General features: G+C 72.5%; 13 protein-coding genes and 3 pseudogenes. 2 read left to right on the plus strand and 14 right to left on the minus strand.

What is annotated here, in order from left to right; genetic code table 11:
* From AC07CM_RS28975 to AC07CM_RS29040, 14 genes and pseudogenes are all read right to left on the minus strand, one after another.
* Window positions 1–145 (minus strand): annotated as a pseudogene (locus AC07CM_RS28975) (NF041680 family putative transposase); the annotation flags it as partial.
* Window positions 146–374: 229 nt separating this feature from the next.
* Window positions 375–880: pseudogene (locus tag AC07CM_RS28980) on the minus strand (DUF6924 domain-containing protein).
* A gap of 3 nt (window positions 881–883) precedes the next feature.
* Entirely contained in the window at window positions 884–1,405 is a 522-nt protein-coding gene (locus AC07CM_RS28985) for a hypothetical protein (RefSeq protein WP_478879395.1), read from the minus strand.
* Window positions 1,406–1,564: 159 nt separating this feature from the next.
* Window positions 1,565–2,392: a lysozyme gene (locus tag AC07CM_RS28990; protein WP_478879545.1), complete on the minus strand. Its 828-nt coding sequence runs from the start codon at window positions 2,390–2,392 to the stop codon at window positions 1,565–1,567.
* Window positions 2,393–2,565: 173 nt separating this feature from the next.
* Window positions 2,566–4,428 carry a M1 family metallopeptidase gene (locus AC07CM_RS28995; protein WP_478879396.1) on the minus strand — a complete coding sequence of 621 codons (1,863 nt, stop codon included), beginning with the start codon at window positions 4,426–4,428 and terminating at the stop codon, window positions 2,566–2,568.
* Between the two features lie 355 nt (window positions 4,429–4,783).
* Window positions 4,784–5,440, minus strand: a complete 657-nt coding sequence (locus AC07CM_RS29000) for a maltokinase N-terminal cap-like domain-containing protein (protein WP_478879397.1) — start codon at window positions 5,438–5,440, stop codon at window positions 4,784–4,786.
* A gap of 64 nt (window positions 5,441–5,504) precedes the next feature.
* A complete protein-coding gene (locus tag AC07CM_RS29005; RefSeq protein ID WP_478879398.1) occupies window positions 5,505–6,167 on the minus strand; it encodes a spherulation-specific family 4 protein in 663 nt (220 codons plus the stop codon).
* Window positions 6,164–7,069, minus strand: a complete 906-nt coding sequence (locus AC07CM_RS29010) for an NAD-dependent epimerase/dehydratase family protein (protein ID WP_478879399.1) — start codon at window positions 7,067–7,069, stop codon at window positions 6,164–6,166. The genes AC07CM_RS29005 and AC07CM_RS29010 overlap by 4 nt, the downstream gene beginning before the upstream one ends.
* A 7-nt stretch (window positions 7,070–7,076) precedes the next feature.
* Complete coding sequence (locus AC07CM_RS29015) at window positions 7,077–7,790, minus strand: sugar phosphate nucleotidyltransferase (RefSeq protein ID WP_478879400.1); 714 nt, start codon at window positions 7,788–7,790, stop codon at window positions 7,077–7,079.
* Window positions 7,791–7,831: 41 nt separating this feature from the next.
* Window positions 7,832–8,833: a GDP-mannose 4,6-dehydratase gene (locus tag AC07CM_RS29020; protein ID WP_478879401.1), complete on the minus strand. Its 1,002-nt coding sequence runs from the start codon at window positions 8,831–8,833 to the stop codon at window positions 7,832–7,834.
* Window positions 8,834–8,884: 51 nt separating this feature from the next.
* Complete coding sequence (locus AC07CM_RS29025) at window positions 8,885–10,282, minus strand: hypothetical protein (protein WP_478879402.1); 1,398 nt, start codon at window positions 10,280–10,282, stop codon at window positions 8,885–8,887.
* Window positions 10,279–11,790 carry a GT4 family glycosyltransferase PelF gene (gene pelF / locus AC07CM_RS29030; RefSeq protein WP_478879403.1) on the minus strand — a complete coding sequence of 504 codons (1,512 nt, stop codon included), beginning with the start codon at window positions 11,788–11,790 and terminating at the stop codon, window positions 10,279–10,281. Before pelF ends, AC07CM_RS29025 begins: the two co-directional genes overlap by 4 nt.
* A gap of 138 nt (window positions 11,791–11,928) precedes the next feature.
* Window positions 11,929–12,135: a hypothetical protein gene (locus tag AC07CM_RS29035; protein WP_478879404.1), complete on the minus strand. Its 207-nt coding sequence runs from the start codon at window positions 12,133–12,135 to the stop codon at window positions 11,929–11,931.
* Between the two features lie 502 nt (window positions 12,136–12,637).
* Entirely contained in the window at window positions 12,638–13,246 is a 609-nt protein-coding gene (locus AC07CM_RS29040) for a DUF6417 family protein (RefSeq protein WP_478879405.1), read from the minus strand.
* A 232-nt stretch (window positions 13,247–13,478) separates the two neighbouring features.
* Here AC07CM_RS29040 and AC07CM_RS29045 point away from each other — a divergent pair.
* Both AC07CM_RS29045 and AC07CM_RS29050 read left to right on the plus strand, forming a co-directional pair.
* Window positions 13,479–13,574: pseudogene (locus AC07CM_RS29045) on the plus strand.
* Window positions 13,575–13,660: 86 nt separating this feature from the next.
* A complete protein-coding gene (locus AC07CM_RS29050) occupies window positions 13,661–13,921 on the plus strand; it encodes a DUF5133 domain-containing protein (protein ID WP_478879406.1) in 261 nt (86 codons plus the stop codon).
* Window positions 13,922–14,043 lie beyond the last annotated feature (122 nt).

Here is a 14,043-nt window from a genome sequence, read left to right on the forward strand (position 1 = left end):
TCACCGGCCCGTCCGCACACAGCACCGCGTCCGTGAGCTCGAAGAGCGCATCCGCACGGGCGTAAAGGCACTCGTAGAACTCGACCCGAAAGCGGGACAAGACGTTGAACGCCTCGCCCGCGGGCGCGTGGACCGGGAGACTCATACGCAGCGGCCGTTCTCTCGTGCTTCATGACTCGACATCTCGAAGCGTGGAGAACGGCCGCCTCCGCTGTCCCGAGAAAAACCGCAGATCAGCAGGTCGGGTGACAGGCGAGGTTAAACGTCAAGCTAACTGCCTGTTCTCTTTGGGATCGCGTGGTTGCGACGTGGTTCGAACGAGGTGCTGGATCGGGTGAGTTGAGCGGTGCGGAGGCTCCGAGACGGCTGCGACGTTAGCACGTTGCCGGTGTCCTACGTCGGGTCACTGCAAGTCCCGGTAGGCCTGCCACACAGCCGTTCCCCGGGATGCCACGACCAGGTCCCCCGGCTGCCACTTCGCGATACTCGGCGAAGAACATGTTGCCCAGCTCTTCGTTCGTTTCGATGGCGGAGACGGCGTGCGCGGGGATCCGGAAGGCCGCAACGCGCTCATGCTCGGGGTCGATGTCGACTCCGAGGAGGGGAGGTCCGGACTGGCGAAGGTCTGCGCGTCGGCCAGGTAGAGGTGCCCGTATCCGAGATCGTGTGCGGCCGGGGCGAGAGAGATGACATCGGCGGCCGTGATGCCTTCGTAGTGCACATCGTCCACCGGCGTGACGTAGTCGACGGCGGAGGTGAACCAGTCGGCATGGTCGGCGTTTTCGGGGTTGGGGCCAGATCCGGGTCCGTCGTCGGGACTGCCGTCACCCTCCCTCGGATTCTTTGCCCGAACCGCAGGCCGCGACGGATTCGAATCCACTCTTCAGCGCTGACCACCCGGACGTCCTGGCATCCCGCTGTTGGACGTGGCGGCCGGACAGTCGTGATGGTGGGGCTGGGGGCCAGCGACGTTGAGGATGGGGTCTTCTCCTTCCGGGATTTCGAAGACGAAGACGACTCCGGAGGGGGTGGCCTGGATGGCGCACTGGTTGCCGAAGGTCAGGGGTGTGTATGGCTGCCAGGCGCAACCGACGCGGCCGAGAGCTTCGATCACTTCGGCGTACTTGGGGTGGCCGGTGAACGCCCGCTTCTCGACCAGTCCCGCGGGGAGTTCAACGGTGTCCCGCCAGGTCTGGAGGCAGATCAGGATGATCTTCTGGCAGCGGCAGACGCTCAGCTCGAGGTCGCCGTAGGCGAAGAGACGGGGCCATGACCGACGCTTTCCGACGACCACTTCAAAGGGTTCGCCGAGCGCTTCGGTGACCGCGCCCCAGGCGGCGCCGTTCGCGACCGGACCCAGCTGCCCCGACCGGGCAAGTTCCGTCAGGACGTGCAATAACTCCATGTGGCGGGAGCCTGCCATCTGGGGTGATGGACTGTCGAACGGCTTCGGGCGGCCAATCCTGCCCTCTCCGCCGAACGCCCGGGGACGGAGCCGCCGTTGCCGGTGACGGGTGGCACGCCTGCGGCATGGTGATCGACGGATACGAGGGCCGACGGCGGGTCAGCCGGTGGCGAGTTCCTTCAGCTTGTCCGTGGTGCCGTTGAACCTGTCGTGGTCGCCGACCGTCGGCCCGGAGGAGGTGTACTGCCACATCGTGTACGCCGACCAGCCCGGCGGCAGCGTGCCCGCCGTCGAGGCGTACCGGGCGATCCAGAGCGGGTTGGTGGCGCCGAACCCGGAGTAGTCGCCGGTGCACTGGGTCCACCAGCTGGTGGCCGTGTAGATGACGGCGTCGCGGCCGGTGCGGGACTTGTAGCGGTCCAGGAAGTCGCGGATCCAGCTGACCATCCCGCTCTTGGACTTGCCGTAGCAGGCGTCGCCGTACGGGTTCCACTCGATGTCGAGCACGCCGGGCAGGGTCTTGCCGTCCTTCGACCAGGCGCCGCCGTGGTCGGCGAAGTAGTCGGCCTGGGTGGTGCCGTTCGTGGTGTCCGGGGTCGCGAAGTGGTACGCGCCACGGATCATGCCGGCGTCGTAGGAGCCGCTGTACTGCTGGGCGAAGGAGGGGTTCGTGTAGTACGTCCCCTCCGTCGCCTTCGAGTAGGCCCATCTGACGCCGCTGCCCCACAGGGTCGACCAGGCGACGTTGCCCTGGTAGCTGGCGACGTCCACGCCTTCGGTCAGGGTCGCCCGGGGGACCGACTCGGTGGAGTCGTCGGGGGCGCTCGCGCCGTCGTGGGCCAGCACTCCCATGCCCATGTAGGCGCTGCCGCGCAGGGGCATGGAGTCGGCCGACGAGTGGGCGGCGGTGGGAATCGACAAGGACAGCAGCAGGCCGGTCAGGGCGCCGGTGACGGACCGGCGTGAGCGGCGGCGGTGAAGGGCTATATGGCTTCGCACAGGATCCATCTGACCCGCGGTCGGGCCGCACCGCACTCCGGGTACCGCCCAACGGAGCCATTACGGCGGGGGATTACGCCATGTGAGTGGCGTGCCACGGGTGTTCGGGGAGCCGTGGGCGGCGCCGGAGGGGCGCCGCCCACGAACGGTCGGTGCGGGGTTCAGCCGTCGATGCGGTGCTGGGTCCAGAACGAGGTCAGGTCCGTGCTCGTGGCGGCCTGGGCGGCGGCCTTGAACTCGGCCGTGGTCGAGACGCCGTACCAGTGGGCAGTCGCGTAGTCCTTGAGCAGCTTGGCCATGGCGGTGTCGCCGAGCACCCTGCGCAGGTCGTGCAGGGCGCACTTGCCGTAGCCGTAGACCACGGTGGAGTAGCGGGAGGAGTGCGCGTCCCAGTACGCCATCGGGTTGGTGATCTTCTCCGCGCTGGAGGCCCAGGAGACACCGCTCCAGCAGTTGCTGCCGGTCTTGCCGAGGGCCAGGTCGGTGGCGTAGTCGGTGAACGCCTCGTCCAGCCACGGGCTGCTGTACTCGTCGTCACCGACGATGCCGTACCACCACTGATGGCCGATCTCGTGGGTGAGGGCGGTGGTGCTGACGAGGTCCAGGACGAACCCGGGGTACTCCATCCCGCCGAACCAGTAATTGTTGTCGATGACGGCGTCCAGATCGCCGTAGGGGTAGGCGCCGAAGCGTGCCGCGTGGGCGTCCACGGCGGACTTGGCGGTGCTGAGCATCGACTGGGCGCTGGAGGAACTGATGCCCGAGACGGAGTAGACGTTCACCGTGACGCCGGCGGAGGAGGTGCCTGAGATCTTGCTGAAGGGTCCGGCCGCCCAGGCGAAGTCACGGACCTTGGAGGCGGTGGCCGTGGTGACGGTACGGCCGCTGGAGCCGGGGGTGTCGGTGGAGGTTCCGGTGGCCGGGACCAGGAGGGTGCTGGGGTGGTCGAGGGTCACCTTGAAGTCGGCGGCCAGGGAGTAGAAGGACTCGCCGTTGTTGGTGTACGGGTCCAGGTGCCAGCCCGCGCCGTCGCGGACCGCGAGGACGGGCAGGGCGTTGCCGATGAAGCTGAAGGCGCCGTCGTGCCCGAACCGGTCGGCGCCGCTGGGCACGGTGATGCCCAGGTCGAAGCCGATGGTGGTGCTCTGGCCCTGGTTCAGCGGGGTGGGCAGGTCGATCTTCAGGGCCGTGCAGGCCACCGAGAGGGCGCCCGCCGTGCCGCCGGTGACGTTGCTGACCGTGATCGGCATCGACGAGCAGGTGCCGTGGTAGTTGTCCCACAGCCTCAGGTAGACCTCGCTGAGCGCGGTGGCGGAGGCGTTGGTGAAGGACACGCTCTCGTGCCCGTTCCAGACGGTGCCGCTCGTGTCGCTGGAGAGGCTGACCGTGTAGGACGGCGCGCCCGGGGTGCGGGTCGAGTCCGCCGGGGGCGGGGTGGTGCCGTCCGAGGTGTCGAGGGCGACGTCGTCCAGGACGAAGCTGGTCTTGAGACTGGAGTCCTCGGTCCCGGTGAAGGAGAGGTTCACGGTCTGGCCCGCGAAGGACGAGACGTCGAACGACTTCTGCACGTAGCCGGTGTTCTTGTCGAGGTTGGAGTAGGTCGCCAGTGTGGTGCTGCCGATCTTGGCGGTGAGCTTGTCGTAGGCGATGGACGAGGTCGTCTCGGCGGTGTCGATGTGCAGCCAGAAGGTGAGGGTGGCGGTGCTGCAGCCACCGGGGACGGTGACGCTCTGCGTCAGGGTGTCGGTGTGGCTGCTGCCGACACCGTTCAGCCAGGCGAAGGAGGAGCCGCCGTGGGCGGTCTCACCGGAGCGGCTGGTGATCACGCTCGACGAGGACTGCGTCCAGGGCGAGGTGCCGCTTTCGAAGCCGCCGTTGGTGACTGCCTGCGCCGGAGTGCAGGCGGCGGCCGCGGTGTTCTCGGCCGGTCCGGCCGCGGCAGGAGTGACGGGGAGGGAGAGGGCGACCAGCGCGGCGACGGCGAACGCTCCGGCGCCGAGGGTCCTGTGGGGGGTCGATCTCACACGCTGCTCCTTTGCGACGGCCGGGATCCCGGCCTGCTCGATGACCGCCCGGCCGGCTGGGGTGCGCCGGGGCGGCCGCGGATGGGGTTGAGCGAGCGCTGTACGGAGAGGTGCGCCGCGCCCCATGGGGTCGGGGCGGGGACTGCCGAAAGCGTGACAGATTTGACCGGGGCATGCCAGAAGGGGCGGCGAAGTGGGTGACCGTGCTCCTGATGCCGCCTGAACGGGGTACGGAGGGTGCCGGCGACGAGCGTGCTTGTTCAGCACCGCTCGGCCACGGAGGGGCCCGGGGCCCGGACAGGCGGACACGCCCGCTGCCGGCCCCGGACACTTCGGTGGCCCGGACTGTGGTGGATCAGTGGGCGGTCAGGACCATCAAGACGGCGCGGAGACGGGTGCCGTCCGGTCCCGGCCAGCCGTCGGCGACATGGCCGACCGCGCCCTGGCCGGGCAGCGGCGGGTTCTCGGAGACGGGTGTCAGGACGCGGTGCACGTGCAGGGTGGTGCCGTGCGGTGCGGCGAGGTGGGTGCCCCGCTCGTCGTCGGTGGGCTCGAGGGCGAGGTGCCGCGCGGAGAACGGCTCGCCCGTGTAGGAGCGGGTCACCTCGTGGTCGGGTGTGTCGCTGATGCTCTGGGCCATCGCTTGGGCCTTGCCCTCGATCAGGGACAGCAGTTCGGTGACCAGGACCGGGTCGTGGCAGCCGTCGTAGGCCCAGCGGTTGCCCAGCACGCCGTGCTCCATGATGCCGACGAGCGCGTGCTCCGCTCCCTCCAGCGGCGCACCGCGGTAGGTGAGCGGGACCAGGTAGGCGGTCGGTTCGGGGGTGGAGGTGTCGGTGGCCACCATGAACTCGATCCCGACCTCGCCCGCCGGGTCGTCCAGCCGGAAGCCGCCGGACTTCGCCAGCACGGGGGCTCCCGGACCGCCGCGGTACCACGGGCGGGTGGGCAGCCAGGTGGTGAGGAGGTCGAGCTTGGTCGGCTTGAGGGTGGTGTGGTGGATGATGGCCATGCCGGTGTGTCTCTCCCGTCGTGCCGGTGCGGATCCTCGAAGCTTTCCACACCGGCCGCGCCGGTCACTCCCCCGTCCCGGTCAGCGCGGGCGTCAACTCGGCCCAGGGGTTGGGCGGTTCTCCCCTCACCGGCCCGCAGACCGCGGCGCCGCGCTCGTGCGCCGTGCGCACGGCGAGGGGCACGAGGGCCCCGGGTACGCCGTAGACGAGGTGGCAGAAGCGTTCGGGCGGGTGGCGTGCCGTCCAGGGCGGGCGGGTGAACGCCGAGACGTACGTGGTCCAGTGGCCCTCGAAGGTGACGGTCAGGTCGGCGAGGCGCACGTAACCGGGCGCCGGGTGGACGCCCGGGTTGAGGACGACGGTGCCCGCGCCGAGCCCGCGTACCTCCCGGACCAGGCGACGGCAGGCCGGCAGCGCGGCCGGTGTGGCGGTGACCCGGTCGAGGAAGCAGCCGTCGGCCGCGTACCAGTCCTGGTGCCGCCGTACGTCCTCGACGACCTCGGCGCGGTCCCGGACGCCGTAGTCGGTGTCGACGTACCCGAGGAGGCGGGCGCCCGCCGCCCGCAGTGCCCCGGCGGCCGCCGTGAAGGCGGGGTCCGGTCCGGCCCCCGGCCCGTTCGCCGGGTTGAGGACGACCGCGTACGTGCGCGCGGCCGCCCAGATCAGCCGGTGCCAGGCGCCGGGATCCTCGGCCGGGTGGACGTACAGCGGTATCAACAGGCTCACGGCAGCCGCCCGTTCGCCGCCGTGGCCGCCCACAGCGCGTCGAGGGCATCGCCCAGGTGGTGGACGGGCCGCCAGCCGAGGGCACGGTCGGCTGCCGTGATGTCGGAGCACTGCCAGGACACCCGGGCGGAGCGGGCCGAGCCGCCCGTGTTCTCCTCCAGACGCCCCCGGAACCCCGCCCGCCGGGCCAGGCCCTCCACCAACTCCCTTACCGCCACGGCTCTTCCGCCCCCGATGTTGAGAACGCTCGGGAGCGGCCCCGGCACGGTGACCGCGAGGGCGACCGCCCGGGCGAGGTCGCGCACGTCCACGAAGTCGCGGTGGGCGGACAGGTCGCCGAGCCGCAGCACCGCACCGGGGTCGCGGCCGGCGGTGCGCAGCTGCGCCGCCATGCGGCCGGGCAGGCTCGCGACCGGCGCTCCGGGACCCACCGGGTTGCCGACCCGGAGCACCACGCCGTCCAGGGCGGCGGAGGTCACCGCGAGCGTGCCCGCGAGCTTGGTCACGCCGTAGGGGGTGACCGGGCAGGCGGGCGCCGACTCGGTGACCGGGGTGTCCGGAACGCCGGGCCCGTACTCGGCGGCCGAGCCCAGGTGGACCAGGCGGGCGGTGGGTGCCGCCTCGCGGAGCGCGGCGCACAGTGCGGCGGGGCCGCGGGCGTTGACCTCGGCGAGGGTCAAGAGGTCTCCCCCGGTCGCGCCCGCGCAGTTGACCACGGCGTCGGGCGCGGCCGCCGCGAGGGTCTTCGCGAGCCGCTCCGGCCGGTCGGTGGCGAGGTCGACGGGGAACTCGGCGGCGGACGAGCGGCCGCCGGCGAGGACCTGCGCGCCGTGCAGGCCGCGCAGCCCCTCTGCCACGTGGCGGCCCAGGAATCCGGTGCCGCCCAGGACGAGAATGCGCATGCGGTACTCAGGCTCCCTTGAGCAGAAGCGACTTGCGGGTGGTGAACTCGGCGTTGGCCCGGTCGTAGTCGTCGGGGCGGCCGATGTCGAGCCAGTACCCGGCGAACTCGTAGGCCTGCGGCGGGTTGCCGGCGGCCAGCAGGTCCAGGACCAGTTCGTCGAAGCCCAGCGGCAGGCCGGGGGTGTAGCCGTCGAGGGTCGAGCGGCTGAGGCCGTAGACGCCCATGGAGACGCGGTAGTCCATGCTGGGCTTCTCGGTGAAGGCGACGACCCTGCTCGCGTCCGTGGTGAGCACCCCGAAGTCGATGTGCACCTTGCGGGCGTACGTGGCGATGGTCAGCGGTGCGCCGGCGGACTCGTGCCGGCGCAGGACGTCGGCGTAGTCGAGGTCGGTGAGGACGTCGCCGTTCATGACCAGGAAGGTCTCGGGCAGCCGGTCGCGCAGGGTGAGCAGCGGACCCATGGTGCCGAGGGGGCTGTCCTCGGTGGCGTAGTCGACGGCCATGCCCCACTGGGAGCCGTCGCCGACGTAGGCACGGATGATCTCACCGAGGTGGCCGATCGCGAGGGTGCACCGGGTGAAGCCGGTGGCCGACAGCTGGCGCAGCACGATCTCCAGGATGGCGTGCTGGTCGCCGATGGGGACGAGCGGCTTGGGCAGCGCGGTGGTGTAGGGCCGCAGCCGGACGCCCTTGCCTCCCGCCAGGATCACTGCGTGCATGGGGCTCCTCCTTCGTCGTGTCGGGGGACGGGCCGGTGGGGTCAGATGTTGTAGATGCCGGTCTTGTAGCGGGCCAGGTTGGCCGGGTCGCGGAAGAAGTCCACGGTGTGCGCGAGGCCCTGTTCGAGGGTGCGGGCGGGCTGCCATCCGGTGGCCCGGGCGAGCCGGCCGGCGTCGGCGACGAGCCGCATCACCTCCGAGCCCGCGGGCCGGACGCGCTCGGGGTCCTCCCGGACGTCGAGGGCGGTGTCCATGACCTTGCCGATCAGGGTGACGAGATCGCCGACCGAGATCTCGCCGCCCGTACCGGCGTTGAAGGTGCGTCCGACGACCCGCTCGGCGGGCGCGGTGCCCACGGCGAGGAACGCCAGCGCGGTGTCCTTGACGTAGCTGAAGTCCCGGGTGGGGCGCAGGTCGCCCAGGGTGATGGTGCGCTCCCCCGCCGCGACCTGCCCGATGACGGTGGGGATGACCGCGCGCATGGACTGGCGGGGTCCGAAGGTGTTGAACGGCCTGAGGGTCACGACGGGGGTGGCGAAGCTGGCGTGGTAGCTGTCGGCCAGCCGGTCGCCGCCGGCCTTGGAAGCGGCGTACGGCGACTGGGTGTTGATCGGGTGGTCCTCGGTGATCGGCACGGTCCGCGCGGTGCCGTAGGTCTCGCTGGTGGAGGTGTGCACCAGCCGGGGTGTGTCCAGGGCCCGGACCGCCTCCAGCACGTTGAGGGTGCCGGTGACGTTGGTCTCCACATAGCTGTGCGGGGCCTGGTACGAGTAGGGGATCGCGATCAGCGCGGCCAGGTGGTAGGCGGTGTCGGCCCCTTCGAGCAGGCCGCGGACCGAGCCGGGGTCGCGCACGTCGCCGAGCACGATCTCCACCTGGTCCAGGACGTCCGGGGCGAGGGTCTCCAGCCAGCCGTAGGAGGAGAAGGAGTTGTACTGCGCCATGGCCCTGACCCGGTACCCGGAGGCGACGAGGACCTCGGTGAGATGGGAGCCGATGAAGCCCTCGGCTCCGGTGACGGCGGCGAGCGGTGCGGAGGTCAAGTCGGTTGTCCTTCCGGTCGGTTGCGCAGGGTGATAGGCGGCTTGGGCATTTCAGGCGTGCGCGGCGGGCCGGCCGAGGCGCCGCAGCGCGCACGCCACGAGACACAGCGCCGCGGCGCCGCAGCACAGCGGTAGCGCGCCCGGGCCGGGTGGCAGGCGCAGGAACGCCGCCGCCCAGGCCACGGCCGCTGCGGCCAGGCAGATCACGGCCGGCGGCCAGGCCACCCCGAAGGCCTGCAGGAGCAGCGCGGTCCACAGGGTGGCGGCGAGCGGGAGCAGGGCGGCCGGTCGGGCTCCGGTGAGGAGCGCGGCGGGCAGCAGCGGGAGGAGGTACAGGAGCAGGCAGAGGCCGAGCACGCAGGCGGAGCGCAGCAGGAATGCGGCGGGGGTGGCGGTGGCGCGCAGTGCGGCGACGGACAGGCCCCGGTAGCGGTACAGGAGCCACTCGGCCGGTCCCATGCTCAGCGTCAGCGCGATCACCGCGTACGGTGCCCGCCGCCCCTCCAGCAGTACCAGCAGGCCCGCGGCCAGCCCGAACAGCCCGTAGGGCAGGGACCGCACCGGGTGGGGCGGCCTGTCCTCGGGTGCGGCCGGGGCGGCGTGGGCGCGGTGCAGGGCGTGGCCGGTGACGGAGACCGTGGCCAGCAGGGCCAGCGCGGGGAGCCCGGCCCGCAGCGGGATGCCGGGTTCCCGCCAGGGCAGGAGTACGGCCCCGGCGATCAGCGGGGTGAGCGCGGCCAGCAGGAGGCGCTCGCGTGCCAGTACGAGCAGCACGCCCGCCGCCGCCAGGTACAGCGACTGTGCCGCCGCCGCCAGGATCGCCGGGCCGCCGTCGGCGGCGGGTACGGCGGCGGCCGTGGCGAGGGCCGCGCCCGCGGGCGTCCCGGCCAGGAGTGTGCGGGCGGCCTCCCGTCGCCCGGTGGCCATGCGCAGGTGGGCGCGGTGGCCGAGCGCCTGCCCCCACGCCCAGGAGAAGAGCGCCGCCACGATCAGGGCCGTGGCGTGCCGACCCGGGTGCCACAGCGGTGCGGTGAGCAGGTGGCCGAGCCCCGGCAGGGCGAACAGCACGCCCCGCAGCAGACAGCGCGCGTGGTCGGGGCGCCAGAGGTCGGGCGCGGGTGCCGGTTCGGGGAAGGTCCTCGGCACCTGCTCGTACAGGGCCGTGGCGAGCGAGAACAGGTCGGGATGCCCGTACCGTTCCTCGATCAGGTCGGCGGACAGGCCCTCCGCCTCCAGCAGGGCGGCCACCTCGTAGGGGTGGACGGCCGGACCGACGTCGTCGGCGAGTTCGGCGGCGAGCCGGCTGACCGCCTCCTCGTGCGGCCCGTGTCCGGGCGACCGCGGGGCGAGGGTGCCGTCGTCGGCGCGGCGGACCCGCGCGGGGGTCCCGGCGAGCCGGAGGACCGGCGTCTCCCGTCCGCCCGGTTCGAGCGCCATCGGCCCGCTCATCCGGCCAGGCTCCCCGCTGCGGCCGGGGTGTCCCGGGGTGGCGCGGACGGCGCTGCCAACGGCTGTACGAGGGTGGGCAGTTCGAGGTAGATGGAGCGGAAGGTGTCGATGGTCCGGCGCAGGGTGAACTGTCCGACCACGCGCAGCCGTGCCGCCTCCCCCATCGCCCGGCGGCGCGCCGGGTCGGCGAGCAGTTCCAGGGCGGCGGCGGCCATGGCTGCCGGGTCGCGCGGCGGGACGACGAGCCCGGTGTCGCCGACGGCCTCGCGTACCCCGCCGACGTCGGTGGAGACGGTCGCACGGCCGCAGGACATGGCCTCGATGAGGGTGAACGGGAATCCCTCGCTGATGCTGGAGAGCATCACGACGTTGCCGGCCGCGTAGGCGTCCTTGATGTCGTCGACCCGGCCCTCGAAGGTGACGGCGTCCGCGTGTCCCAGCTCGGCCGCGAGCGCCTCGCACCGCTCGTGGTAGGCCTCCCCGCCCCGGGGCGTGCCGCCGAACAGGCGCAGCCTGGCCTCCGGTATTCGTTCCCGCACCAGGGTGAAGGCGCGGATGAGGGTCTCCAGGTCCTTGATCGGGTCGACGCGGCCGGCCCAGCTGAGCGTGGGCGCGTCGGGTTCGGGGCCGGCCGGCGGAAAGGCGCCCGGATCGACGCCGTTGTAGACGGTGCGGATCGACTCCGGCGCGGCGCCGCCCCGTTCCTCCCACAGCCGGTTGTAGCGGTTGCCGGGCGTGATCAGGGCGGCTTGCCGGTAGCTCTCCTCGGCGAGCAGCCGGAAGAAGCCGAGCACAACGGCCTTCACCGGCCAGGGATAGGGCGCGGTGCGCTGGCCGAGGTAGCGTTCGCGCAGGTAGACGCCGTGCTCGGTGAGCAGCAGCGGGACGTCGTAGCGGTGGAGGCCGGCCAGGCCCGGCAGGACGGCGAGGCCGCCGCTGACCGCGTGGGCCACGCCGTCCCGGGGTGGCGGTGCGGCCAGCGGGCGCAGGGCGTGTTCCAGCAGGGCGGTCGCGGTGACCGCGTCGTGCAGGGTGGGCCGGGCCTCGCGGACGGCGAGGCCCGGGCGGTTCCACACCGCGGCGAGGAGGGCGATCGCCCGGTCGCCGCGCAGGAACGGGCTCAGGGTGCCCTCCGCCGCGGCCTTCGCCATCGTGTACAGGGCCGGCGCGAACCCGTCCTCCGCGCGCTGGTCGAGCAGCGCGGTCAGGAACCGCTCGTAGGCGGCAGCGAGTCGGACGCGGGCGCGGCCCCGGGGCCGGCGGCCGTCGGGCGGGGCGCCCCACAGCGGGACTGTGCGCACGCCGCGGACATGGGCGGGCAGGTCCCAGACGACGGGTTCGCGTCCCGTGCCGGTGACGGCGACGACGTCGAAGTCCAAGTCGGGCATGCCCTGGACGAGTTGGTCGCACCAGACGCTGACGCCGCCGTGACTGTGCGGGTAGGTGCCTTCGGTGAGCAGGGTGACGCGCGCCGCGCCGGGGCGGCGCGCGCCGTGGTGAACGTGCATCGATGTGCTCCACGGCCGAGAAGTGGGGTGGTCGTACGGGTCCGGTCGCGGACGGGCGGCCGGGACCCGGGGCCTGTCGGGCAACCGACCGCTCTCGGGCGGCGGTTGCGGGGACGGATCCCTCGGTCGGTGCGGCGTTCAGCTGTCCAGGGTGTACGGAACCTGCTCGGTCACGCCCGCGGGGGCCTGGGTGCCCGGGGCCGGGTCGGTGGCCGGCGTCTCGGTGGCCGACGTCAGGTCGATGCGGGGGGTCGTGGAGTCGGCGTGGGCCGCCCCGGCCGGCAGGCCGGGCGCGGCGATGGGCGCGCCCACCGTCGGTGCGGTGGTGCGAAACGTCCGCTGCATGCGGTGAAGTTCCCTCCCCGGGCAGGGGTGAGCACGGCTCCCGTGGAGCGGACGCACCCCCTTGCGCGACGCCGGCGTCCCCCTCAGAAGCCGGTCGTCGACGCATCCGTCGCGTCACATGGTGGTGTCTGTGTGTAGCTTTCGAGGTCGACTTGCGAAACATGACGGAAAAGTGCGGGTGTCCACGGGCCGGTGAAGGCAACCCTCCGGGCCGTTCTCCCGTCACGGGCGTGCGGGGGAGGCGGCGACACGGCGGCCGCGGCGCGCTGGTCCTGGCCCTGCCCGAGGCACCGGCGGGCTCCTGGGGCCTGTCCACTGAACCGCCAGTGGTCCAGACCGGATGGAGACCTGTCCAGAGGGTCCGATTCAGGACACTTGCGAACCGTGTCCGGGTGGTCCGCAAGGCGCGGTTGGTGCCGGTGGTGTCGCTGAAGCCCGGTCCTTCCAGCCGCCCTCCGGCCGACGATGCCCGATCCCCGGCCTCACCCCGGCCTCGGCGGGTTCACCGCATACGGGGCACCGGTGTCGCGGTCTCCCGTTCCGTGCCGCCGGGCCGGTACGTGACGCCCTGCTCGCGACCGAAGGCGTTGGCCTCCGTGGCCGAGGCGGCGATGCGGTGCAGCCAGTAGCCGTAGGCCACGGACTCCATCTGACGCCGTGTCAGCAGTAGCCGCCACCGGTTGTCCTCACGGCGGAACACCGCGAGGTGCACCTGCTCCGCCAGTCCCTCGGCGGGAGGCTCGCGCAGATGGCCGGCGAGGCCGACGAAGGTGCGCAGGGCACTCATCTGCGACGGCTTCAGCTCCACCAGCCGCTGCCCCGGCCCGGGCACCAGTCCGCCCGGCGCCCGGCGGGACCGCCTGGCGGCGTAGGCGAGCACGTCGCGGCCGTACCGGGACAGGCGGACGGCCTGCCGTACCGGGCGGCCCTCCAGCGCGGACAGTTCCGCGCGTGTCTCCCGGTCGCCCCACTCCACCAGGGCCAGTCGCGTCGGCTCGGTCAGGGCGGAACCCAGCTCCACGGCGGGCGCGTCGAGCACCCAGCCGTGCGGGGCCGTCCGTCCGATCCGGTGCACCGCCTCCAGTGCGGCGAGCATGCCTTCCCGACTCACCCCACGCACCCCCTCGTCTCGCTGTTACCGACTGGGCGACCGTAGACCCTGGGCGGCGCCGGGTTGGCATATTCACGGGGCCGTAAGCCCTTCGGGCGAAGTCGGCCGCGCCCGGGAACCGGAAGCACACAGGGCGCGGTCCGGCGGCCGAGCGGCCCCGTCAGCGCGGTGTCAGCGGGTCCGGGCACCGTGGTTCTCGTGACCGGCGAGGGAAACCGGAGGCCGGTCACGGGGAGAGGTGCCCGGAGTGGTTGATCGGGGACCAGCGAGCACGGCTCACGGTCGGGCCCCCACGGGGCCCACGCAGGTTCGAATCCTGCCCTCTCCGCTCCTCCCCGGAGCATGCCGGGCGACAACGCGGGTAGCCGCGAGCTACATGATCGACGCTGGCTTCGCACCAGGGAGGCGGATCTCATGCTCATGGCACACCCCGCGGTACTGAAGGACCTGATCGCCCAGTACGAGGCCCTCACGCTGCTCGGGGCGGAGGAGAGTACGCCGTCGGCCCGGCAGCGGCTGGCGGACATCTCCTACACCCTGTGCGTGGCCACCGGCACCAAGGACGTCGACATGGCCCTGATCGCCGCCCGGCACCGGCTGTCCGGGGCCCGGCCGGAGGACGACTCCCTCCTCCGGGCGGCCGTCCCGGCGCGGAAGGCACCGGCCGGCATCTGACCGTTCGCCCCACCCCGCCGCCCCACGTGGCGGTCCTTGAGGGGTTGGGCCCAGGACGGTGCCGTTTCCCCCCCCCCGGGGCGGCCTCTCCCTCCCACCACCCCCCAGGTAGAAAAGGTTGG

The sequence above is a fragment of the Streptomyces sp. NPDC044061 genome (genome assembly GCF_056434305.1).